The 22,939-nt window shown below is 69.5% G+C and carries 18 protein-coding genes; 4 read left to right on the forward strand and 14 right to left on the reverse strand.

What is annotated here, in order from left to right; all coding sequences use genetic code 11:
* Positions 1-9: 9 nt before the first annotated feature.
* On the reverse strand, positions 10-1,269 hold the full coding sequence (locus tag HEP85_RS08820; RefSeq protein ID WP_168527288.1) for an MFS transporter: 1,260 nt from the start codon (positions 1,267-1,269) through the stop codon (positions 10-12).
* Between the two features lie 121 nt (positions 1,270-1,390).
* Between HEP85_RS08820 and HEP85_RS08825 the strand changes: the two genes are divergently transcribed.
* Positions 1,391-2,401, forward strand: a complete 1,011-nt coding sequence (locus HEP85_RS08825) for a LacI family DNA-binding transcriptional regulator (RefSeq protein WP_168527289.1) — start codon at positions 1,391-1,393, stop codon at positions 2,399-2,401.
* Positions 2,402-2,701: 300 nt separating this feature from the next.
* Here HEP85_RS08825 and prcA read toward each other — a convergent pair whose 3' ends face one another.
* The 6 genes from prcA to arc form a co-directional block, all read right to left on the reverse strand.
* Complete coding sequence (gene prcA / locus HEP85_RS08830; protein WP_148007692.1) at positions 2,702-3,448, reverse strand: proteasome subunit alpha; 747 nt, start codon at positions 3,446-3,448, stop codon at positions 2,702-2,704.
* Between the two features lie 57 nt (positions 3,449-3,505).
* Positions 3,506-4,351: a proteasome subunit beta gene (gene prcB, locus HEP85_RS08835; RefSeq protein ID WP_168527290.1), complete on the reverse strand. Its 846-nt coding sequence runs from the start codon at positions 4,349-4,351 to the stop codon at positions 3,506-3,508.
* Complete coding sequence (locus HEP85_RS08840; RefSeq protein ID WP_248001874.1) at positions 4,303-4,560, reverse strand: endonuclease VII domain-containing protein; 258 nt, start codon at positions 4,558-4,560, stop codon at positions 4,303-4,305. The genes prcB and HEP85_RS08840 overlap by 49 nt, the downstream gene beginning before the upstream one ends.
* 242 nt (positions 4,561-4,802) lie before the next feature.
* On the reverse strand, positions 4,803-5,021 hold the full coding sequence (locus HEP85_RS08845) for a ubiquitin-like protein Pup (RefSeq protein ID WP_127181041.1): 219 nt from the start codon (positions 5,019-5,021) through the stop codon (positions 4,803-4,805).
* 167 nt (positions 5,022-5,188) lie between these two features.
* A complete protein-coding gene (gene dop, locus HEP85_RS08850) occupies positions 5,189-6,700 on the reverse strand; it encodes a depupylase/deamidase Dop (protein ID WP_348772389.1) in 1,512 nt (503 codons plus the stop codon).
* A gap of 234 nt (positions 6,701-6,934) precedes the next feature.
* Complete coding sequence (gene arc / locus HEP85_RS08855) at positions 6,935-8,701, reverse strand: proteasome ATPase (RefSeq protein WP_168527291.1); 1,767 nt, start codon at positions 8,699-8,701, stop codon at positions 6,935-6,937.
* Positions 8,702-8,954: 253 nt separating this feature from the next.
* Here arc and HEP85_RS08860 point away from each other — a divergent pair, with 253 nt between their 5' ends.
* Complete coding sequence (locus tag HEP85_RS08860; RefSeq protein ID WP_168527292.1) at positions 8,955-9,260, forward strand: ferredoxin; 306 nt, start codon at positions 8,955-8,957, stop codon at positions 9,258-9,260.
* Between the two features lie 48 nt (positions 9,261-9,308).
* On the opposite strand, the gene HEP85_RS08865 is transcribed toward HEP85_RS08860, so the two are convergent.
* The 3 genes from HEP85_RS08865 to HEP85_RS08875 form a co-directional block, all read right to left on the reverse strand.
* Entirely contained in the window at positions 9,309-9,884 is a 576-nt protein-coding gene (locus HEP85_RS08865; RefSeq protein ID WP_168527293.1) for a hypothetical protein, read from the reverse strand.
* 230 nt (positions 9,885-10,114) lie between these two features.
* Complete coding sequence (locus HEP85_RS08870) at positions 10,115-11,017, reverse strand: tRNA (adenine-N1)-methyltransferase (protein ID WP_148007688.1); 903 nt, start codon at positions 11,015-11,017, stop codon at positions 10,115-10,117.
* Between the two features lie 53 nt (positions 11,018-11,070).
* On the reverse strand, positions 11,071-12,681 hold the full coding sequence (locus tag HEP85_RS08875; protein WP_168533463.1) for a site-2 protease family protein: 1,611 nt from the start codon (positions 12,679-12,681) through the stop codon (positions 11,071-11,073).
* A gap of 175 nt (positions 12,682-12,856) precedes the next feature.
* Here HEP85_RS08875 and HEP85_RS08880 point away from each other — a divergent pair, with 175 nt between their 5' ends.
* Positions 12,857-13,762, forward strand: coding sequence for a PD-(D/E)XK nuclease family protein (locus HEP85_RS08880; RefSeq protein WP_168527294.1), 906 nt, complete (start codon positions 12,857-12,859; stop codon positions 13,760-13,762).
* Positions 13,763-13,776: 14 nt separating this feature from the next.
* Positions 13,777-14,448 carry a response regulator transcription factor gene (locus HEP85_RS08885; RefSeq protein WP_168527295.1) on the forward strand — a complete coding sequence of 224 codons (672 nt, stop codon included), beginning with the start codon at positions 13,777-13,779 and terminating at the stop codon, positions 14,446-14,448.
* A gap of 93 nt (positions 14,449-14,541) precedes the next feature.
* Here the strand turns inward: HEP85_RS08885 and HEP85_RS08890 are convergent, their stop codons facing one another.
* From HEP85_RS08890 to metH, 4 genes are all read right to left on the reverse strand, one after another.
* On the reverse strand, positions 14,542-16,125 hold the full coding sequence (locus tag HEP85_RS08890; protein ID WP_168533465.1) for an ABC transporter substrate-binding protein: 1,584 nt from the start codon (positions 16,123-16,125) through the stop codon (positions 14,542-14,544).
* A gap of 83 nt (positions 16,126-16,208) precedes the next feature.
* Positions 16,209-17,816, reverse strand: a complete 1,608-nt coding sequence (locus HEP85_RS08895; protein WP_168527296.1) for an ABC transporter substrate-binding protein — start codon at positions 17,814-17,816, stop codon at positions 16,209-16,211.
* 445 nt (positions 17,817-18,261) lie between these two features.
* The gene (locus tag HEP85_RS08900; protein ID WP_168527297.1) at positions 18,262-18,963 is read right to left on the reverse strand and encodes an HAD family phosphatase; all 702 of its coding nucleotides are present in this window, start codon (positions 18,961-18,963) and stop codon (positions 18,262-18,264) included.
* Positions 18,964-19,234: 271 nt separating this feature from the next.
* Positions 19,235-22,765, reverse strand: a complete 3,531-nt coding sequence (metH, locus tag HEP85_RS08905; RefSeq protein WP_168527298.1) for a methionine synthase — start codon at positions 22,763-22,765, stop codon at positions 19,235-19,237.
* Positions 22,766-22,939 lie beyond the last annotated feature (174 nt).

Raw genomic sequence — 22,939 nt, forward strand, 5'->3', positions numbered from 1 at the left:
GACTGAACATTACGCCCGATCCCCCGAGCTGAAACGGGGTTCGACGGCACGGTTTGGATCATTTTCCGATGAGACCGCAACTACCGCACCGTCCCCGGTAGCTGCGAGGACCCGCCCCGTGGCCAGCAGAACCACCAGCGCGGCGGCTCCCGCGGCGCCCGGAACGGCGAAGCCCCACACGGCCCCGCCCCACTCCACGACCGGGCCCGCGAGGCCCGTTCCGACCGACGCGCCCACGGTGAACGTGGTCACAAGCCAGGAGAACGCCTCGGTGACGGTGCCCTTCGGGGCATGCCGGTCCACGATGATGAACGCGCAGGCGATGCAGGGTGCCAGGAACACACCGGCGAGGGCCGTGAGGGCCGTCATGGCGACCGCTCCCGGCATCAGGAGGAGCGGCAGGTAACACACCGCCAGAAACGCCACCAGCACGCGCAGTCGCCGCTCGGGCGTGCCGCTCCACTGCCGCGCCCCGTACACCGTGCCGCCGACGAGCGCGCCGAGGCCGAGGGCCGCCATCAGCCAGCCGTACACCGCGTCCCCGCCGTGGTCGTCGGCGTACGACACGGCGGCGACCGTGATCGAGCCGAGCGCGTTCCCCACGAACAGGAACGCGCCGAGCAGGGCCAGCAGCCCGGGTGAGCGCAGCGCGCCGAGCCAGTGCGCCTCGCGCGGCGCCGAGCGCCACGCGCGCGAGGGCGGCGAGACGACCACCCAGAGGGCGCCCAGCACCCCGATGCCGTTCAGGATCAGCAGCGCGGCCTGCGCGGACCAGAGCGACACGAACAGCGTCACCAGCAGGGGTCCGACGGTGAACATGACTTCCTGGGCCACGGCGTCCATCGCGTACGCGGTGTGCACCTGGTCCTCGCGGCGCAGCACGGACGGCCACAGGGCACGCAGGCCGCCTTCCAGCGGTGGCGTGAAGAGTCCGGCGACCACCATGGCGGCGTAGGCGACGGGCAGCGGGTCGGTGCCCGAGAGGGCGAAGACGGCCATGCCGAGGGCCGAGACCAGCGCGGCGGGCAACTGGACGCGCGGCTGCCCGTAGAGGTCCACGAGCCGCCCGAGCAGCGGCTGTCCCACGGCGTTGGCCACCCCGTACACGGCGGCGAGCGCCCCGGCCAGACCGTACGTGCCGCCCTCGGCCCGGATGAACAGGACGACCGCGATGGCGGCGGTCGCGTTCGGCAGCCGCCCGGTGAGCGTGCCGGCGAGCAGCCGGGCGGCATGCCTCGCCCTGAGGATCTCCAGGTATCCCGCGGCCATGTTCCCGCCTTCTCCGCCGAGCGCCCGAGGCGACCCGGAGCTGCCAGTGTTACGTATAACGTCCCTCTTCATACGTACCATGTGCCCAGTCCGCGAGTCCAGACGAAGGAGCAGGTCGCCGGTGGCACGAGCCAGCACGCGCCCCACGAGCCGGGACGTCGCCCAGGCCGCGGGGGTCTCCCAGGCCGCGGTCTCCCTCGTGCTGGGCGAGAAGTGGCGCGGCCGGGTCTCCGAGGCGACGGCGGACCGCGTCCGGGAGGCTGCCCGGGAGCTCGGCTACCGCCCGAACCTGGCCGCCCGCAACCTCCGCCTCGGCCGCACCCGCACGGTCCTTCTGGTGGTCCCGGCGCTCACCACGGAGTTCTTCGCCGGCGTCTACACCGGCGCGGCGCGGGTGGCCTCCGCCCATGGCTTCGGTGTGGTCCTCTACCCCTCACCCGAGGGCATCGGCCCCGCCCGTGACCCGTTCGGCTCCGCACGGGCGGCCCTGGACGGCGTCATCGCCTCCTCCATGGCCGCGGACGCCCTCACGGCGATCCGGGGCGACCAACTGCCCCTCGTGATGCTGGACAGCGACCCGGCGGGCAGCCTGGGCGCGGCCACCGTCAACCTCGACATCAGGGACGGCGTGCGCCAGGTGGCGGACCATCTCCTGGCCCTCGGGCACCGTCATTTCCTGCACCTGGGGGCGGACATCGCGTCCTGGACCTTCGAGGTGCGCGCCCGCGAACTGGCCGCCCGGCTGGAGAGCGTCCCGGGTACGCGGCTGCGCACGGCCCGCGCCCCGATCTCCATCGAGCCCTCCCGTGCCGCCGCGGAGACGGCCCTGTCCGCGCCAGGGCCCCGGCCCACGGCCCTGGTCTGCGACGACGACAACCTCGCGGCCGGCGCCTACAAGGCGGCCCGCCGCCTTGGACTGCGGGTCCCCGACGACCTCTCGATCACGGGTCTCGACGACCTTGCCCTCGCCCGCGCCATCGACCCCGAGCTGACCACGGTCCGCCTGGACGCCGAGCTGTTCGGGGAACGGGGCATGGAGGCCCTCCTCGCCGTCCTGGACGGCCGCACACCGCCGGAGGGGGACATCCCGGTCGAGCTGGTCGTACGGGGCTCCACGGCGCCGCCCCGCTAGGTCGCCTCCGCCCCTTCGCGCAGGGCCTGTGGGTGGCCTCCGGCTGGGTGCGCCGCCCGGCTGCGGACCGCCCGTTCACGGGGGCGTATCCGGGTGCTGGACGATCCGGGTGATCCGACGCCGCCGCGCGGCACCGTGCCGGGCGCCGGGCGCCCGACGGGCAGGGGTACATGCCCGCGGCGCGGCCCGGCGGTCCGACGCGCTCCGCGGCGCCATGGAGCGCCCCTTGAAGGCCCGAAGCCGCCCGGACATGGCTGCGCCCCGCCCACCGGACGACCGGTGCGCGGGGCGCGAGCGGGGTCACTCGTCGTCTTCGGGATCCTCGGCCTCGGTGGCGGTGGACGCGCCGCCCTCCTCCAGCAAGCGGGCCAGCTGACGCCCGACGATGCGCTTGAACTTGCGCTGCTGCGGGCGCGTACGGTCCAGGATCGCCACCTCCAGGCGCTCGGCGGGAATCTCCCGCTCGCCGCCGTTCGGCTCCCGCGACAGCGACTGCACGGCCAGCTTCAGCGCCTCGGCCAGCGACATGCCGTCCTGGTGGCGCTGGTCCAGATAGCTGCTGATCTGCTCCGCGTTGCCGCCGACCGCGACCGACCCGTGCTCGTCCACGATCGATCCGTCGTGCGGCAGCCGGTAGATCTGGTCCCCGTCGGGGGTCTCCCCCACCTCGGCGACCACGAGCTCCACCTCGTACGGCTTCTCGGCCGCGCTGGAGAAGATCGTGCCCAGCGTCTGGGCGTACACGTTGGCCAGACCGCGCGCGGTCACGTCGTCACGGTCGTACGTGTAACCGCGCAGATCGGCGTAGCGCACACCGCCGATCCGCAGGTTCTCGTACTCGTTGTACTTGCCGGCGGCCGCGAAGCCGATCCGGTCGTAGATCTCGCTGAACTTGTGCAGCGCGCGGGACGGGTTCTCGCCGACGAACACGATGCCGTCGGCGTACTGCAGCACGACGAGGCTGCGACCGCGGGCGATGCCCTTGCGGGCGTACTCCGCACGGTCGGCCATGGCCTGCTGGGGTGAGACATAGAACGGCGTCGACACCGGTTATCCGTCCCTTTCTGTCGAAGTCACAGGGTCACCTGGGTAAAGAGGCCGGACTCAGAGCAGCGCGGCCCGGGGGCCGTCCGGCTGCTCCAGGCGCCGCTCCAGGATCGCGCGGGCGATCTCCGAGGACTCCTCCTCGGTGAGACGGCGGAATCCCTCTTCGGTGATCACGGTGACGATCGGGTAGATCCGGCGGGCGACATCGGGACCGCCCGTCGCCGAGTCGTCGTCGGCCGCGTCGTACAGCGCCTGGATGACCAGGGTGGTGGCCTGCTGTTCGGTCAGGTCGTTGCTGTAGAGCTTCTTCATGGCACCGCGCGCGAAGATCGAGCCGGAGCCGGTGGCGGCGTAACCGTGCTCCTCGGAGCGGCCGCCGGTGACGTCGTAGGAGAAGATGCGGCCCTTCTCGCGGTCCACGTCGTAGCCCGCGAAGAGGGGGACCACGGCGAGGCCCTGCATGGCCATGCCGAGGTTGGAACGGATCATGGTGGAGAGACGGTTGGCCTTGCCCTCCAGGGAGAGCGTGGCGCCCTCGACCTTCTCGAAGTGCTCCAGCTCCAGCTGGAACAGCTTGACCATCTCGACGGCCAGGCCCGCCGTACCGGCGATGCCCACCGCCGAGTACTCGTCGGCGGGGAAGACCTTCTCGATGTCGCGCTGAGCGATCATGTTGCCCATGGTGGCCCGCCGGTCGCCGGCGAGGACGACTCCGCCGGGGAACGTGACGGCGACGATGGTCGTGCCGTGCGGGGCCTCGATCACGCCCTGTACGGGCGGCAGCTGCCGCCTGCCCGGGAGCATCTCCGGCTGATGCTCGCCCAGGAAGTCCATGAAGGACGACGACCCGGGCGTCAGGAAGGCAGCCGGTAGACGCCCGGTGCTACGAGTGTTGGCTTCCACGGGGATCCTTCCAAGTAGGCGGCAGCCCGACGAACAGCGTCGGGATCATCTCCCAACTTGCCGATGGCCGAATTGCAGTTGAAGCACAGTACGCCACGGACCCTACCCGTCTCGTGGCAGTGATCCACGTGAACTGCGGGAGCTTTCGAACAGATCACGCAGGGCCCCTTTTGAGGGGCCACCAGCTCGTCACGCTCGGCTTCGGTCATGCCGTACCGGCACCACAGGAGGCCTGCGCGCGCCCCTCAACGGCTCGGCACGTCTCGCAGCGCGTGGACGGCCCGTGCGAGGCCGTCGCCTTGAGGCGCCACTCAGTTCACAGCTCGACCATCCGGATCGGACCGCCTGCGAACGAAGGCTGCGTACGGCTTGTGCTCGCCGCACCGCACGCAGCACTTCACTTCTTCTTCGTTCACCGAGCCGAAAGCCCCCGTAACCTTCGATCCGAAGGTTACTCGCCGCCCTTCTGAACGAAACTTCGCACGAAGTCCTCCGCGTTCTCCTCGAGGACATCGTCGATCTCGTCCAGTACGGAGTCGACGTCGTCCGACAGCTTCTCCTGGCGTTCCTTGAGGTCGTCCGTCGCCTGCGCGTCCTGCGCCTGCTCCTCGACCTCCTCGGTGGAACGCGTCGCCTTCTGCTGTCCGCCGCCGGTGTCCTTGGTCGCCATAACCCTCACCCCGCTCGGTTCGACGTTCTTGATCAGACCCTACAAGCAGGGTCCGACATCGGCCCCGCAGTTGCCACAACGTCCGGGGGCCACCTCCATGATTCCCGGGCGTCGCCCTTTTCCACCCCGATGCGCCGTACGGGGCCCCAGGACCCCGTACGGCCGGCTCAGCCGCCCGAGAGGACCTTGACCAGGTCTTCCGCCGTGCGACAGCGATCGAGGAGCTCCTTGACGTGATTACGCGTTCCGCGAAGCGGCTCCAGGGTTGGAACGCGCTGGAGCGAGTCCCTGCCGGGCAGATCGAAGATCACCGAGTCCCAGGAGGCCGCCGCCACGTCGTCCGCGTACTGTTCGAGACACCGGCCGCGGAAGTACGCGCGGGTGTCCTCCGGCGGCTTCGTCCGGGCCCGCTCGACGTCCGACTCGTCCAGCAGGCGCTTCATCTTGCCGCGGGCGGCCAGACGGTTGTACAGGCCCTTCTCGGCGCGTACGTCGGCGTACTGGAGGTCGACCAGGTGCAGCCGGGCGGCGTCCCAGTCGAGGTCGTCCCGGCGCCGGTAGCCCTCCATGAGCTCCCGCTTGGCGACCCAGTCGAGCTCGCCGGCCAGGCTCATCGGATCGTTCTCCAGACGGTTCAGGGTGTCCTCCCAGCGGACCAGTACGTCCTTGGTCTGGTCGTCGGCGTCCGCCCCCAACCGCTCCTCCACGTATTTGCGCGACAGCTCGAAGTACTCCATCTGGAGCTGCACCGCGGTCAGCGTGCGTCCGCTGCGCAGCGTGACGAGCCGCTTCAGGGTCGGGTCGTGCGACACCTGGTGCAGCGTGCGCACCGGCTGGTCCACCGCGAGGTCGACGGCGATGAAACCGTCCTCGATCATGGACAGGACCAGGGCGGTCGTGCCCAGCTTCAGATAGGTCGAGATCTCCGACAGGTTCGCGTCGCCGATGATCACGTGCAGCCTGCGGTACTTCTCGGCGTCCGCGTGCGGCTCGTCACGGGTGTTGATGATGGGGCGCTTCAGCGTGGTCTCGAGGCCCACCTCGACCTCGAAGTAGTCGGCCCGCTGACTGAGCTGGAAGCCGTGCTCGTGGCCGTCCTGGCCGATGCCGACGCGGCCCGCTCCGGTGACGACCTGACGGGACACGAAGAACGGCGTGAGGTGGCGCACGATGTCCGAGAAGGGGGTCTCCCGCTTCATCAGGTAGTTCTCGTGCGTGCCGTACGAGGCGCCCTTGTTGTCGGTGTTGTTCTTGTAGAGGTGGATCGGCTGGGCGCCGGGGAGCTGGGCCGCCCGTTCCGCGGCCTCCGCCATGATGCGCTCGCCGGCCTTGTCCCACAGGACCGCGTCCCACGGGTTGGTGACCTCGGGCGAGCTGTACTCCGGGTGCGCGTGGTCCACGTACAGCCGTGCGCCGTTGGTGAGGATGACATTGGCCAGGCCGATGTCCTCGTCGGTGAGCTGGCTGGAGTCGGCGGCCTCGCGGGCGAGGTCGAAGCCTCGCGCGTCCCGCAGCGGGTTCTCCTCCTCGAAGTCCCAGCGGGCGCGGCGCGCCCGGTGCATCGCCGCGGCGTACGCGTTGACGATCTGGGACGAGGTGAGCATGGCATTGGCGTTGGGGTGGCCGGCGACGGAGATCCCGTACTCCGTCTCGATGCCCATTACTCGCCGTACGGTCATGCGGCCCTCCTTGCCCGGCGGCGCCCTCGGTCGGGGGCGCTGCTCAAGTACCGCTGGTGCTCCGGTGCGTGTGCGGTGCCCGTCCCCGCAACGCGCGACTCGGCGGTACGAAAGAGCCTAGAACGCCTCTGCGCTGGTGGGGAGATCATTTGCGTCATTGCTGTGCTCCAGCCGTGCCCCGGAAAGCAGTCGGCTGCGGGTACCCGTGGAGGGCACCCGCAGCCGCCCTGGCTTTTACAGGTACTGACCGGTGTTGGCCACCGTGTCGATGGAGCGTCCGGTGTCCGCGCCCTGCTTTCCGGTGACGAGCGTACGGATGTAAACGATCCGTTCGCCCTTCTTTCCGGAGATCCGGGCCCAGTCGTCCGGGTTGGTGGTGTTCGGCAGGTCCTCGTTCTCCTTGAACTCGTCCACGCACGCCTGGAGGAGGTGGGAGACCCGGAGGCCCTTCTGGTTCTGTTCGAGGAAGGCCTTGATGGCCGCCTTCTTGGCGCGGCCCACGATGTTCTCGATCATGGCGCCGGAATTGAAGTCCTTGAAGTACAGGACTTCCTTGTCGCCGTTGGCGTAGGTGACCTCGAGGAAGCGGTTCTCCTCGGATTCGGCGTACATCTGCTCCACGGCGGTCTGGATCATGCCGTGGACGGTGGCTGCCCGGTCCCCGCCGTGCTCTCCGAGGTCGTCGGAGTGCAGCGGAAGGCGCTGGGTGAGGTACTTCGCGAAGATGTCCTTGGCGGCCTCGGCGTCCGGGCGCTCGATCTTGATCTTCACATCGAGTCGTCCGGGGCGCAGGATCGCGGGGTCGATCATGTCCTCACGGTTCGAGGCACCGATCACGACCACGTTCTCCAGGCCCTCCACGCCGTCGATCTCGGCGAGCAGCTGGGGGACGATGGTGTTCTCCACGTCCGAGCTGACGCCCGATCCACGGGTGCGGAAGAGGGACTCCATCTCGTCGAAGAAGACGATGACGGGGGTGCCCTCGCTGGCCTTCTCACGAGCACGCTGGAAGACGAGGCGGATCTGCCGCTCGGTCTCGCCGACGTACTTGTTCAGGAGCTCGGGGCCCTTGATGTTGAGGAAGAAGCTCTTGCCGGTGGCCTGGCCGGTGACCTCGGCGACCTTCTTGGCCAGCGAGTTGGCGACCGCCTTGGCGATGAGCGTCTTGCCGCATCCGGGGGGCCCGTAGAGCAGCACACCCTTGGGCGGCCGCAGTTCGTGCTCCTTGAAGAGGTCGGGGTAGAGGTACGGGAGCTCGACCGCGTCGCGGATCATTTCGATCTGGTTCCCCAGGCCGCCGATCTGCTCGTAGCCGATGTCCGGGACCTCTTCGAGGACGAGTTCCTCGACCTCGCTCTTGGGAACGACCTCGTAGACATAGCCGGAACGGGGTTCGAGAAGCAGGGCGTCGCCGGGACGGATGGTGACGTCCAGCAGCGGCTCGGCGAGCCGTACCACCCGTTCCTCGTCGGTGTGCCCCACCACGAGGGCGCGCTCGCCGTCCTCCAGGATCTCCTTGAGGGTGACGATGTCGCCGACGCTCTCGTACTCCATGGCCTCGACCACGTTGAGGGCTTCGTTGAGCATCACTTCCTGGCCGCGCCTGAGCTCTTCGAGCTCCACGCTGGGGCTGACGTTCACCCGGAGCTTGCGGCCCCCGGTGAAGATGTCCGCCGTGCCGTCCTCGTTCGCCACGAGGAAGACACCGAAGCCCGCCGGCGGCTGCGCGAGCCGGTCGACCTCTTCCTTGAGGGCCACGATCTGGTCGCGGGCCTCACGGAGCGTGTTGGCGAGCCGCTCGTTCTGCGCGGACACGCCGGCCAGGTTGGTCTGCAGCTCGACGATCCGCTCCTCGAGAATCCTCGTGTGCCGCGGAGAGTCGGCGAGCTTGCGTCGCAGGACGGCGATCTCCTGCTCAAGGTAGGCAACCTGCCCGGCAGGGTCATCGGACCCTCGTCCCGGGCGGATGCCGCGGTTCATGTCGTCGTCGTGGGCTGCCACGGTCCTCACCTCCTCCAAGGGGAGCTGGACGCTTCCAGACCCTACCTGGGTGGGTGTCGATTGAAACCCCTAGATCACAAAGACTGTCGAGGCGTGTCCGATCTTCACCCTTGCGCTCTCCCTCACGCCAGGGGAATACCCACCCAACATGATTGGGAAGCCGACGGAGGTAGGCTCAAAGTGTTCAACACCCGTCAGAGCTGGCCCGATTCCCCAGTCTTCGGATCGCTCGACGCAGGAAACGGCAGGAGAAATGACCGTGCAGCAGGAGGCCGGAGCAAGCGGCGAGGCGCTCGAGGTATGGATCGACCAGGACCTCTGTACCGGAGACGGGATCTGCGCCCAGTACGCGCCGGAGGTCTTCGAGCTGGACATCGACGGCCTGGCCTACGTGAAGAGCGCCGACGACGAGCTGCTGCAGGCCCCGGGCGCCACAACGCCCGTACCGCTGACGCTTCTGCGTGACGTGACCGACTCGGCCAAGGAGTGCCCGGGCGACTGCATCCACGTACGTCGGGTTTCGGACAGGGTCGAGGTCTACGGACCCGACGTGGAGTGATCCGGAAGCCACTCCACGTGACGGATTGTCTCTTTTCTCACATTCTTCTCATACGCTCTGGGCGTCGGAAGGCGTCGAGCGGATGAACGCTCCGTTCTTCCACTGCCACTTGGCCCGGTCCTTCACGTCCGGACAGCAACTCGGCACGTCGGCCGACGAGTAGCCGAGCAGGGTCGCGGTGACGGCGCCGTCACGTACGGCGAAGCCCGTGACGCTCAGCCGGTCCTTCGGATCGACCAGGGTGGCGACGATCCGGGGTTTCTTCGCCGCCCCGCCCTGGGTGAGGACGTAGACACCGTTGGGCGGGGTGCCGGAGCCCGCGTCGCAGCGGACCACGGCGACCGTCTCCGGGCTGCCGTCGCCGTCGAGGTCTCCCGAAGCCTTCTTCTGCACGACGACCTCGGTGGGCCCGCAATCGAGGGGGAAGGTGACGGCCGCGGGGTCCGGGGGCGCGATCGCGGCCGGAGCGGCCTTCGCCCCGGGGCCGGGCTGGGCCGCCGTGGCCGATCCGGGCTGGACGACCGAGGACAGGGCGACGACCCCGGCCACGGCGGTGGCCGTCGCCAGCCAGTGGATGGGACGGGTGTGCGTGTGTGCCAGTTCCGGGACGACGGATTGCTGCACTGGGAGCGTCTCCTGGGAGGGCTGTGCCGGTGTGGGGGTGGAGTGGCCAGCATGGTGCCACACGTCACAGTCGGGCGGAACGGCGGGGTCCGGACTTCTGGCGGCGCGTCAACAGAAACGCGCCCTGCCCCAGTTGCGGAAAGGCCTGTGGCCGGGTCCCCGGGTGTCTCCGGGAACTCGGCCACAGGGGTGGAGCGTTGGGTACGCGCGCGGCGGGGACGCCGGCCGGATCAGCGGGCGGTGCCGCCGTCGGCGTTGGGACCGGCGTAGTCCTCGCCGTAGGCGCCCTTGGCGGGGCGGCGCCGGCGCATGGGCGGCTCGACGCCGTCCGCGAGGCGGCGGGCGGTGAGCAGGAAGCCGGTGTGCCCGATCATCCGGTGGTCCGGGCGGACGGCGAGGCCCTCGATGTGCCAGTTGCGGATCATCGACTCCCAGGCGGTCGGCTCGTTGAAGGAGCCGATCTCGCGGATGGACTCGACGGTCCGCGCGAGCTGGGTGGTCGTCGCCACGTAGCAGCACAGGATGCCGCCGGGGACGAGTGCCTTGGAGACGGCCTCCAGGCACTCCCAGGGGGCGAGCATGTCGAGGATGACGCGGTCGACCTCGGTGTCGCTCAGGTTGTCCTGGAGGTCGCCCACGGTGAGCTGCCAGGCGGGGTGCGGGCCGCCGAAGTAGCGCTCCACGTTCTGCTGGGCGATCTCCGCGAAGTCCTCGCGGCGCTCGTAGGAGTGCAGCATGCCCTGGTCGCCGATGGCGCGCAGCAGGAAGCTGCTGAGCGAGCCGGAGCCGACGCCCGCCTCCACGACGCGTGCGCCGGGGAAGATGTCCGCGAAGGCCAGGATCTGCCCCGCGTCCTTGGGGTAGACCACGGCGGCACCGCGGGGCATGGACAGGACGTAGTCGGGGAGCAGGGGGCGCAGCGCGAGATAGGCGACGTTCCCCGTGGTGCGGACAACGCTGCCCTCGGGAGCACCGATCAGCTCGTCGTGCGGGAAGGAACCCTTGTGGGTGTGGAAATTCTTCCCGGCCTCGAGCGTGAACGTGTAGTGGCGGCCCTTGGGGTCGGTCAGCTGAACCTGGTCCCCGACCTTGAAGGGCCCGCGCCTGCGGGCGGCACCGGTCGGTTCGGACATGTGAACAGCCTACCGGTCCCCGCGCGGGGCGCCGACCATGGCCGATGCGCGGTTCAGGAGGGCCTGGCCATCGCCTTGACGAAGGCCCGCTCGACGTCCGCCGCCGAGAGGACCCCGTAGATCTCACCCGAGTCCTCCACCACCAGGTACTCGGTCGCGGGGGTCGCGCGCAGGACGTCGAGGAGTGGCTCGCCCGCGAGCTCGGCGGAGACCCGCATGCCGTCGGTGATGTCCTGGGCGAGGCCGCTGACGGCCACCCAGGGGCGGCGGTGTTCCGGTACGCCGACGATGGCGGCCTCGCGCACCAGGGAGAGGGGCTCGCCGTTGGCGTCGACGACGACCAGGGCGCGGGCGCCCGCGTCGTTGGCGCGGCGCAGCGCCTCGGAGAGAGGGGTGCTGGTCTCGACCGGGACCGCTCGCCGGGTGAGCGAGCGGGCCCGCAGTTCGGGCAGGTGTTCGCGCAGACGGGCCATGCGCAGGCTGTTGCCGGCGCCGGTCCAGATGATGGCGGCGAGGATCGCGGCCAGCAGGGCGTCGGTGACCGTGTCCATGCCGCCGATGTTGTCCTGGGTCTCGCCGAGCGCTCCGGACTGGGTGAGCAGGGGCAGGCCGATCAGGACGGAGACGGCGAGCGCGCGGCCGACCCAGGCCGCCGCGACGGTGCCGGTCATCGGCCTGCCGGTGATCTTCCAGACGACGGCGCGGAGCATCCGGCCGCCGTCCAGGGGAAGACCGGGGAGCAGGTTGAAGGCGGCCACGATCAGGTTGGAGATCATCAGACCGGCGAGCAGGACACCGGGGACCGTGCCGGGCTCGACGGCGAGCATGGCGAGGTAGAAGAGGCCGGAGAGGACCAGTGAGAGCAGCGGTCCGACGAAGGACAGCACGAACTCCCGGCCCGGGGTCTCGGCCTCCTTCTCGATCTCGGACACCCCGCCGAAGAACTGCAGCTGGATCCGGCGCACCGGCAGCTTGAAGCGCAGGGCGGCGACCGTGTGGGCCAGCTCGTGGACCAGCACGGAGGCGTAGAAGGCGACCGCGAAGAAGAGGGAGACGAGGTAGCGCAGGGCGCCGAGTTCGGGCAGCACGCGGTCGAGCTGGCCGCCGAACACCCAGGTGATCAGCGCGGCGACGAGGAACCAGCTGGGCGCCACGTAGACCGGTACGCCGAACGGACGCCCCATCAGCAGTCCGCCACCGGGCTCCCGGCGGCGGCGTGGGGGCCTCGGCCCGCGACCACCGCCGGCGCCGTCCGTACCGGTGCCGGTACCGGACTGGGCGAGGGTGCGGTGGTGCGCGGTGGTGTCCGTGCCGGTGGGCCGGTCGGGTTCGTGGGACTCCGGGGACGGGCGTCCTGCGTCCGGGGCGGGGGCGGCGTGGTCGTCGGCGGTCACCGTCCGTCCCGGGTCCGTTCGCGGAGGTCTCGTGCGGCTCGCCGTGGAGGGGCGTCCGGGTCGTCGCGCGGCTCGGGTCGGGGGCTCCGGGTGCGCGCGGGTCGGGTCGGCGGTGTTCGGGTCGGCGGCTGCCCGCGGGCGCTCGTGCCGGTCCGGTCCGGGTCGCGTGGCGTCCGCGGCCGGCCCGGCGGGGGCCTGGGGCCCCTCGTGGCGCTCGGTCGCTTCGTCGGTGCCGGATCGCGGCTGCCCGCTCCCGCCGCTCTCGTCCACGATGTCCCCTCGTTCGAAGCGTCTCCCGCTCCCGATCATGCGAAGCAGGGTCTGTGGTCGATGGTATGCGTCGGTCGCGACACGTTCCGCCCCGGCACCCCCTCTGTTTTCCGTGCCGTCGCACCAGTCCCTCGCGTGCACTCACTGTCAGTGGCGGGCCGTAAGGTCTTGGGACATGGAGACCAGCACCGAGGGCGCCGTCCCGCCCGAGCCGACCGCGGCTGTCACGGCCGCGCCGCCGGCGTCCCTGTCGCCCTCGCGCGCCAGCGACTTCATGCAGTGCCCGCTGCTCTACCGGTTCCGGGTGATCGACAAGCTCCCCGAGAAGCCGAGCGAGGCGGCCACCCGCGGCACGCTGGTGCACGCGGTGCTGGAGCGGCTCTTCGACTCCCCGGCGACGGAGCGGACGGCCCCGCGTGCCAAGTCCCTCATCCCCGGCCAGTGGGACCGGCTGCGCGAGACACGGCCCGAGGTCGTGGAGCTGTTCGCCGACGACCCCGAGGGTGAGCGGCTGGCGCGTTGGCTCGGCGAGGCGGAGCGGCTGGTGGAGCGCTGGTTCAGCCTGGAGGACCCGACCCGGCTCGAGCCCGCCGAGCGCGAGCTTTTCATCGAGGCCCGGCTCGACTCCGGGCTGAAGCTGCGCGGCATCATCGACCGCGTCGACGTGGCGCCGACGGGCGAGGTCAGGATCGTCGACTACAAGACGGGCAAGGCCCCCCGGCCCGAGTACGCCGAGGGCGCGCTGTTCCAGATGAAGTTCTACGCCCTGGTGGTGTGGCGGCTGAAGCAGGTGGTCCCGCGCCGTCTCCAGCTCGTCTATCTCGGCAGCGGCGACGTGCTGACGTACGACCCGGCGATCGCGGACCTGGAGCGGGTCGAGCGCAAGCTGCTCGCGCTGTGGGAGGCGATCCGGGAGGCCACCGAGACGGGCGACTGGCGGCCGCGTCCCACCAAACTCTGCGGCTGGTGCGACCACCAGGCGGTGTGTCCGGAATTCGGCGGTACTCCCCCGCCGTATCCACTCCCGGTCAGGGCGCCCGAGTCGGGCGGTACCGAGCAGGGCAGAATGGGGCCGGACTAGCGAAGGAGACTTACGTGGCCATCCGCGTCCTACTGGTCGACGACCAGCCGCTGCTGCGCACCGGCTTCCGGATGATTCTGGAGGCCGAGCAGGATCTGGCGGTCGTCGGCGAGGCCGGTGACGGTCTCCAGGCACTGGATCAGGTGCGTGCCCTGCAGCCCGATGTGGTTCTGATGGACATCCGCATGCCGCGGATGGACGGGGTGGAGGCGACCCGGCAGATCACCGGCCCGGGGCGCGACGGCCCGGCCAAGGTGCTCGTCCTGACGACCTTCGACCTCGACGAGTACGTGGTGGAGGCGCTGCGGGCGGGCGCCAGCGGTTTCCTCCTGAAGGACGCTCCGGCCAACGAGCTGGTGCAGGCGATCCGGGTGGTCGCCGCGGGCGAGGCGATGCTCGCCCCGAGCATCACACGCCGGCTCCTGGACAAGTACGCGAGTCACCTGCCGTCCGGCGACGAGCCCGTGCCCGACACCCTGCACACCCTCACCGAGCGCGAGGTGGAGGTGCTGAAGCTGGTGGCGCGCGGTCTGTCGAACGCGGAGGTCGCCGCCGACCTGTTCGTCAGCGAGACCACCGTCAAGACGCATGTGGGCCACGTCCTCACCAAGCTGGGTCTGCGCGACCGGGTGCAGGCCGCGGTGTACGCGTACGAGAGCGGGTTGGTGCGCCCCGGCGCGCAGTGACCCCACCGGCGGTGCGACCGTGGGCGCCTTCCTCCCGTACGTCCTGGAGGAAGGCGCCCACGGTCGTGTACGGGCGGGTGTGTTCGGGCCCGCTCAGTCCTTGCTGATCTCCCAGAACCGGAACACGGTCGAGGAGTCGAGGCAGTTCTCCAGGCCGTAGACGTTGTCCCGCACGACCGCGTACTGCTTGGCCTGCCAGACGGGGATGACCGGGAGCTGCTCGGCCACGATGTCCTGGATCTTGCCGTACTCGGCTTCGGTGGAGGAGCGGTTGCTCTGGGCGGCCGTCTTCGGGATGAGACGACCGGTGACGGTGCTGTTGGTGTAGTTGTTCTGCAGCACGTTGCCCTTGCCGAAGAAGGGGGCCGTGAAGTTGTCGGGGTCCGGGTAGTCGGGCACCCAGCCCTTCACGTAGACGCCGTACTTGCCGCGGGCGACGTCCTTCTCGTACCGGTCGTAGGCGACGGACTTCACGGTCGCGTGGAACAGCCCGCTGGCGTTGAGCTGCTGGGCGATCGCTCTGAACTCCTGGTCGGTGGCGGGGCCGTAGCGCGACGGGGTCGACCAGAGCGTCAGGGCGACCTTGCCGGTGACGCCCTCGTCCTTGAGCGCCGCGGCGGCCTTCTCCTTGGACGGGCGGTCACCGTAGGTGTCGGAGAAGGCCGTGTCGTGGCCCGTGATCCCGGCCGGGATGATCGAGTAGAGCGGCGTCGCCGTGCCCTGGTAGACCTCGTTGACGAGGGCCGCGCGGTCGAGCAGATAGGCGATGGCCTTGCGCACGCCGAGCTTGCCGGCCACCGGGTCGTCCATGTTGAAGACCAGGTGCTGCACCTCGGCGCTGCTGCCCTCGACGATGCTGACGCCCCTGCCGGTGGAGGTGTCGTTGGTGATGTCCGCGATGCCGTCGGCGGCCAGACCCCGGTAGGCGACGTCGACCCGGTGGTCCAGCACCGCCGTCCTCAGGGCGTCCTGGGCGCCGTGGAAGAACCTCAGCGTGACACCGGAGTTCTTCACCTTGGCGGTGCCCCGGTAGCTGTCGTTGACCGAGAAGACGGCCTGGTCCTTGTCGAAGGAGTCCAGCTTGTACGGGCCCGAGCCGACCGCCTGGTGGTCCGCGCGCAGCCCGTTCCCGGCGTACTGCCGGTGGTCCACGATCGAGCCGGCGCCGGAGGCTATCTTGCTCGGGAAGGTGGCGTCGGCGTACTTGAGCTTGAAGACCACCGTCCTGGCGTCCGGGGCCCGCACGGTGTCGAGCATGGGGAACATGACCGCGGGGCCTGCGGGGTCCGCGATGTTCAGCATGCGGTCGAAGGAGAACTTGACGTCCTTCGAGGTGAGCGGGTCACCGTTGCTGAACTTCAGGCCGTCCTTGAGGGTGCAGGTGTAGACCGTGGTCCCGGTGCCCGAGAACGAGCACTCCTTGGCGGCTTCGGGCGACGGCTCCGTGGCGCCGTTGGAGAAGCTCAGCAGGGACTGGAAGACGTTGTTGAACAACAGCCAGGATCCCGAGTCGTACCCGGACGCCGGGTCGGTGGCCAGGACGTCGTCGGACATCCCGATCACGACGGAGGAGCCGGTGCTCCCGGTGCCGCCCGTTTCCGAGCCGCAGCCTGCGAGCAGGCCGATGGCCAGCCCCGTCGCGACGGACAGGACCGGCCATTGGTTGCGCATGTTCACGAGGAGGTGCCTTGTCATTGGTTCTCTGGAGCGCCGGTCCGGCGGACGCCGGTCCGGGGCGGCCGACGCCCCTGGAGGACCGGTCAGCCGCCCACGCCGCGACCGAGCTCCCACAGCTGGAGCGTCGAGGAGGAGTTGAGGGCCCATTCGGCACCCGTGATGTCGTCCCGCGCGGCGATGTACTGCTTACCCTGCCACAGCGGCAGGATCGGCACGTCATCGGCCACTATGTTCTGGATCTCCGTAAGGCTCCTCGACGCGGTGAGGCGGTCGGCCTCGCGACGCGAGTCCGGGATCAGCGTGCCGCGGATCTTGGTGTTCACGTACGGGGAGCCGAGGGTGTTGTCCTTGTCGAGGAACGGCGCCAGGTAGTTGTCGGCGTCCGGGAAGTCGGGGAACCAGCCCATGCCGTAGACCTGGTACTTGCCCTTCTGCTCGGCCGGGCGGAACGTCTCCCAGGGCGTGCCCTTGACGTCGACCTGGAACAGGCCGGTGGCGTTGAGCTGCTGCTTCAGCACCTCGAACTCCTGCTTGGTGGCCGTACCGTAGTGGTCGGTCGTGTAGTGCAGGGTGAGCTTCACCGGCGTGGTGATGCCGGCCTTGGACAGCGTCGTGGTGGCCCTGGCCACGCTCGGGTCGCCGTACTTGTTGAAGAACGAGTTCGAGTGGCCGGTGATGGTGGCCGGGACGAGCGAGTACAGCGGCTCGGCCTGCGAGCCGTACACCTTGGAGACCAGATCGCCGCGGTTGATGACCTCGGCCATCGCCTGACGGACGGCCTTGCTCTTCACCGACGGGTCGTCGGTGTTGAAGCCGAGGTAGCGGATCTCGAGACCGGGCATCTCGACGAGGTCGATGTTGCCGTCCGTGCCGAGGTTGCCGAGCTTCTTGATCTGCTCCGGCGTCATCGAACGGGTCATCAGGTCGATGTCGCCCTTGTCGAGCGCGGCGCCCATGGCGTCCGCGCTGGCGAAGGACCGCATCTCGACCTTGTCGTTCTTCGGCTTCAGCAGACCCTTGTAGTTCGGGTTCTTGGTGAAGACCATCTTGACCGCCGCGTCGTTCTTGACATCGGCCTCAAGGGTGTACGGGCCGGAGCCGTCGACCTGGAACCCGTCGCGCAGCTTGCCCTTGTCGTAGTCCTTGGGGTTCACGATGCCGGCGACCGGGGTCGACAGCTTGAACGGGAAGGTCGCGTCCGCGCTCTTGAGGTGGAAGATCACCTCGCGGTCGCCCTGCGCCTCGACGGTGTCGACGGTGGACAGCAGCGCGAACACACCACTGTCGGCCTTGATCGCCATCGCGCGGTCGATCGAGAACTTCACGTCCTTGGCGGTGATCGGGTCACCGCTCGCGAACTTCAGGCCCTCACGCAGCTTGCACGCGTAGCGCTCGTTGCCGGAGTCGGTGAAACCGCAGCTCTCGGCGGCCTCGGGCTGGGGATCGCCGTCACCACGGGGCTGGACCATCAGCGTCTGCACCGTCTGACGCAGGACGTTCCAGGTACCGACGTCGTACGCGTACGCCGGGTCAAAAGGAGCCGGGGCATCCTTCGATGCGGTGAACCCGTCCGTGGTGCCGACGACGATCGCATCGCCGCTGTTGCCCCCGCTGCCGGAACCGCCACACGCGGCGAGCACCGGGGCGAGCAGACCCACAACGGCCGGCAGCACCAAAGTCTTGCGGTTCATGCTCGAGTTTCTCCAGAGCTGTCGTGTCCATGTACACGCCATACAGGGGTGGTGCGGGCGAGTCACGGGGGTTATGGCGAGGTTCTCGCGATGACATTAGTCCGCACCGCCAGGACAGCTCACAGAGACCGGAGTTGAGTTCCCATCACGCTGCGAAACCGGGCGCGGACGCACCGATAACCCGACAGCGGAAGGATTCGTGCAGCGTTCCACCAATCGGGACACAAGGACGTCCCGATCACCCCCGAAAAGGGGATAACGGCACACGGCGAGCCCCCTGTCGACCCTCTGTCACGTGACGAACATCACATGGTCAACTTGGCCCGGGCGTACCGGAATTCGGCCGTCCGCCCACAGATCGAATTACCCGCGGCGGCTCCGTTCCACTTACCCCCGGATACGCCACGACAATCCGATCTTTCGGATACGCACGCTGGGTGAACGCCTAGCGCATTTCCGTCATCAGGCCGCGCAGAAAAGCCAGGTCGACCTCTTCCAGCGAGGTCACGACCGTGCGCCGGGCCGCGGGGGCGATGGGCGCGACCGAGGGTACGGCAACCACCTGGCAGCCCGCCGCCTCGGCGGCCGCGACGCCGGTGGCGGTGTCCTCGATGACCGCGCACCTGGCCGGATCCACGCCGAGACCGGCGGCGGCCAGCAGATACGGGTCGGGGAACGGCTTCGTCCGCTCCACCTCGTCGCCCGCGACGGTCAGCGTGAAGTACTGGGGTCCGAGCGAGGCCAGGATCCGGTCGATGATGCGCCGGTGCGAGGCGGAGACCAGTGCGGTGGGAATCTCGTGCGCCGCGAGTTCCGCGAGGAGCCGGGTCGCGCCCGGCATCAGCGGCAGGGCCACGCCGATACGGCGCTCGAAGCCGTCGTTCAGCAGCACCGAGAGCTCGTCGAAGGTGATGTCGGCTCCGGTGGCCTCGATCAGGAAGTTGGCGCTGCGGGTCATGGGGCCGCCGACGACCACCTGGCGCCAGGAGTCGTCGAGGGCGTGCCCGAGGGTCCTGAAGATCTCGACCTCGACGTCCCACCAGAAGCCCTCGGTGTCCACCAGGGTGCCGTCCATGTCGAGGAGTACGGCTTGCAGTGCGGAGCCTTCGGCCGTACGGGTACCGAGCGCGGGGACCGTGCTGGTCATCCTGGCGCACCTCCTTGGGGGACGATCAGGCCGGTCACCCTTCGGAGAGCAAGGGGCGACCGGCCTGCGGTGGACCGACCAGTGTACGTCTCCCGTGGCCAGAGTGCCTCTCGACACCCGCGCGACGCGTGACAGGGCCCAGGGCCGTCCGGCGGCTCGCGCCGGACGGAGGCGCGAGGGGACCCCCCTCGTGCCGCGGCAGGGATGTTCGAGCGACGGGGCGGACGCCGCCTGTCGCGGCACGAGGCGGGCGGGAATTGCGCCACACGCCTCAGCGCGCGTTGAAGTACTTCGCCTCCGGGTGGTGGATCACGATGGCGTCCGTGGACTGCTCGGGGTGCAGCTGGAACTCCTCCGAGAGGTGCACGCCGATGCGCTCGGGCTCCAGGAGTTCGGCGATCTTCGCGCGGTCCTCCAGGTCGGGGCAGGCGCCGTAGCCGAGGGAGAAGCGGGCGCCCCGGTACTTGAGGGCGAACATGTCCTCGACGACCGCCGGGTCCTCCCCCGCGAAGCCGAGCTCCGAACGGACGCGGGCGTGCCAGTACTCGGCGAGCGCCTCCGCCAACTGCACGGACAGGCCGTGCAGTTCGAGGTAGTCGCGGTAGGAGTTGGACTCGAAGAGCTTGGCGGTCTCCTCGCCGATCCGGGAGCCGACGGTGACGACCTGGAGGCCGACGACATCCGTCTCACCGGACTCCTCGGGCCGGAAGAAGTCGGCCAGGCACAGCCGGCGTCCGCGGCGCTGGCGCGGGAAGGTGAACCGGGTGCGCTCGTTGCCCTGCTCGTCCAGCAGGATCAGGTCGTCGTCCTTGGACACGCACGGGAAGTAGCCGTAGACGACGGCCGCTTCGAGCAGGTTGTCGGTCTGCAGCTTGTCCAGCAGCCCGCGCAGCCGCGGCCGGCCCTCCGTCTCGACGAGCTCCTCGTACGTCGGTCCCTCGCCCGTACGGGCCTGCTTCAGACCCCACTGGCCCTTGAACAGCGCGCCCTCGTCCAGCCAGGACGCGTACTCCTTGAGCTGGATGCCCTTGATGACGCGGGTGCCCCAGAACGGCGGAGTGGGCACGGGGTTGTCGACGGCGACGTCGGAGCGGATGTGCCCCTCCTCCGGGCGCTCCTCGACCACGGTCTGCGCGGCGGCCGCCCGCACCCGGCGCTGCTTCAGTTCGGGCAGCACGGCCCCGGGCACGCCCCGCTTGACCCCGATCAGCGCGTCCATCAGGCGCAGGCCCTCGAACGCGTCGCGGGCGTAGCGGACCTCGCCCTCGTAGATCTCGTACAGGTCCTGTTCCACGTACGCCCTGGTCAGGGCCGCACCGCCGAGGATGACCGGATAGTCGGCGGACAGCCCGCGCTGGTTGAGCTCCTCCAGGTTCTCCTTCATGATCACCGTGGACTTGACCAGCAGCCCGGACATGCCGATCACGTCGGCCCGGTGCTCCTCGGCGGCGTCCAGGATCGCGGAGACCGGCTGCTTGATGCCGAGGTTGACGACGTTGTAGCCGTTGTTGGACAGGATGATGTCGACGAGGTTCTTGCCGATGTCGTGGACGTCTCCGCGCACGGTGGCCAGGACGATGGTGCCCTTGCCCTCGGAGTCCGACTTCTCCATGTGCGGTTCGAGGTAGGCCACCGCGGACTTCATGACCTCGGCGGACTGGAGCACGAACGGCAGCTGCATCTGGCCGGAGCCGAACAGTTCGCCGACCACCTTCATGCCGTCGAGGAGCGTCTCGTTGACGATGTCGAGGGCGGGGCGGTCCTGGAGGGCCTCGGCGAGGTCGTCCTCCAGGCCGTTCTTCTCGCCGTCGATGATGCGCCGCTTGAGCCGTTCGTCCAGGGGCAGCGCGGCGAGTTCCTCGGCCCTGCCCGCCTTCAGCGACTTGGTGGTGGCGCCCTCGAACAGCGCCATCAGCTTCTGCAGCGGGTCGTATCCCTCGGCGCGCCGGTCGTGGATGAGGTCGAGGGCGGTGGTGACCTGCTCCTCGTCGAAGCGCGCGATGGGCAGGATCTTGCTCGCGTGCACGATCGCGGAGTCGAGGCCCGCCTTGACGCACTCGTCGAGGAAGACCGAGTTGAGCAGGACGCGGGCCGCCGGGTTGAGGCCGAAGGAGATGTTCGACAGGCCCAGCGTGGTCTGGACGTCCGGGCGGCGCCGCTTCAGCTCGCGGATCGCCTCGATCGTCGCGATGCCGTCCTTCCGGGACTCCTCCTGACCGGTGCAGATGGTGAAGGTCAGGGTGTCGATGAGGATGTCCGACTCGTGGATGCCCCAGTTGCCCGTCAGGTCCTCGATCAGCCGTTCGGCGATGGCGACCTTGGTCTCGACGGTGCGGGCCTGGCCCTCCTCGTCGATGGTCAGCGCGATCAGTGCGGCGCCGTGCTCCCGGGCGAGCCCGGTCACCTTCGCGAAGCGCGACTCGGGGCCGTCGCCGTCCTCGTAGTTGACGGAGTTGATGACGGCCCGGCCGCCGAGCTTCTCCAGGCCCGCGCGGATGACCTCGACCTCGGTCGAGTCGAGGACGATCGGCAGCGTCGAGGCGGTGGCGAAGCGTCCGGCGAGCTCCTCCATGTCCGCGACGCCGTCCCGGCCGACGTAGTCGACGCAGAGGTCGAGCATGTGGGCGCCCTCGCGGATCTGGTCGCGGGCCATCTCCACGCAGTCGTCCCAGCGGGCCGCCAGCATCGCATCACGGAACTTCTTCGAACCGTTGGCGTTGGTGCGCTCGCCGATCGCCATGTACGCGGTGTCCTGGCGGAACGGCACGGTCTGGTAGAGCGACGCGGCGCCGGGTTCGGGCTGCGGGTGACGTTCGGTGGGTTCGACCCCCCGTACCCGCTCGACGAGCCGGCGCAGGTGCTCGGGCGTCGTACCGCAGCAGCCGCCGACCAGGGACAGGCCGTAGTCGCGGACGAAGTTCTCCTGCGCGTCGGCGAGGCCCTCGGGGTCGAGCGGGAAGTGCGCGCCGTCCTTGGTCAGGACCGGCAGGCCGGCGTTCGGCATACAGAGCAGCGGGATACGGGAGTGCCGGGTGAGGTAGCGCAGGTGTTCGCTCATCTCGGCGGGGCCGGTCGAGCAGTTCAGGCCGATCATGTCGATGCCGAGCGGCTCCAGCGCGGTGAGCGCGGCGCCGATCTCGGAGCCCAGCAGCATGGTGCCGGTCGTCTCGAACGCCATCGAGCACAGCAGCGGGAGGTCGAGTCCGAGTGCCTCCATGGCGCGGCGGGCGCCCAGCAGGGAGGCCTTGGTCTGCAGCAGGTCCTGGGTGGTCTCGACGATCAGGGCGTCGGCGCCGCCGGCGATCAGTCCCTCGGCGTTGGCCTGGAAGCCGTCGCGCAGTGTGCCGTAGGCGACGTGGCCGAGGGTCGGCAGCTTGGTGCCGGGGCCGATGGAGCCGAGGACCCAGCGCCGGCGGCCGTCGCGGGAGGCGAAGCCGTCCGCGACCTCGCGGGCGATCCGGGCTCCCGCCTCGGACAGTTCGAGGACACGGTCGGCGATGTCGTACTCGGCCATGGCCGAGTGGTTCGCACCGAAGGTGTTCGTCTCGACGCAGTCGACGCCCACATCGAAATAGGCCTCGTGGACCGAACGGACGATGTCGGGCCGGGTGAGGTTCAGGATCTCGTTGCAGCCTTCGAGGTTCTCGAAGTCCTCCAGCGTCGGATCCTGCGCCTGCAGCATCGTGCCCATCGCGCCGTCGGCCACCACGACACGGCCGGCGAGGGCCTCGCGCAGTGCGGCGATACGGGTCCGGTTCTCGGCGAGCTCGGACGAAGGGGACGGGTTCGGCAACGAAGCCATGAAGGTGCTCCCTGGAGTGCGACGGCTGTCGGCTTTGCGCTTCCCATGGAAGGCGCACGCCGTCAGGGTAGCCCGGAGCACCACCGGAGGGTCGGCGGCGTCCAGAGGACGGACGCGCGTGGCGGAGGCGACCGGGGTGTTAAGAACAGACGAGACATCTTGCGACCACCTATT

Origin of the sequence: Streptomyces sp. RPA4-2, from assembly GCF_012273515.2 — a bacterium.
GTDB lineage: Bacteria > Actinomycetota > Actinomycetes > Streptomycetales > Streptomycetaceae > Streptomyces > Streptomyces kaempferi.

Bases quoted from the DNA above. Each gene is read 5' to 3' on its own strand.
- HEP85_RS08820 (WP_168527288.1), bottom strand. From the start codon at position 1,269: ATGGCCGCGGGATACCTGGAGATCCTCAGGGCGAGGCATGCCGCCCGG.
- HEP85_RS08840 (WP_248001874.1), bottom strand. From the start codon at position 4,560: ATGACCGAAGCCGAGCGTGACGAGCTGGTGGCCCCTCAAAAGGGGCCC.
- HEP85_RS08845 (WP_127181041.1), bottom strand. From the start codon at position 5,021: ATGGCGACCAAGGACACCGGCGGCGGACAGCAGAAGGCGACGCGTTCC.
- dop (WP_348772389.1), bottom strand. From the start codon at position 6,700: ATGACCGTACGGCGAGTAATGGGCATCGAGACGGAGTACGGGATCTCC.
- HEP85_RS08860 (WP_168527292.1), top strand. From the start codon at position 8,955: ATGACCGTGCAGCAGGAGGCCGGAGCAAGCGGCGAGGCGCTCGAGGTA.
- HEP85_RS08870 (WP_148007688.1), bottom strand. From the start codon at position 11,017: ATGTCCGAACCGACCGGTGCCGCCCGCAGGCGCGGGCCCTTCAAGGTC.
- HEP85_RS08880 (WP_168527294.1), top strand. From the start codon at position 12,857: ATGGAGACCAGCACCGAGGGCGCCGTCCCGCCCGAGCCGACCGCGGCT.
- HEP85_RS08895 (WP_168527296.1), bottom strand. From the start codon at position 17,816: ATGAACCGCAAGACTTTGGTGCTGCCGGCCGTTGTGGGTCTGCTCGCC.
- HEP85_RS08900 (WP_168527297.1), bottom strand. From the start codon at position 18,963: ATGACCAGCACGGTCCCCGCGCTCGGTACCCGTACGGCCGAAGGCTCC.
- metH (WP_168527298.1), bottom strand. From the start codon at position 22,765: ATGGCTTCGTTGCCGAACCCGTCCCCTTCGTCCGAGCTCGCCGAGAAC.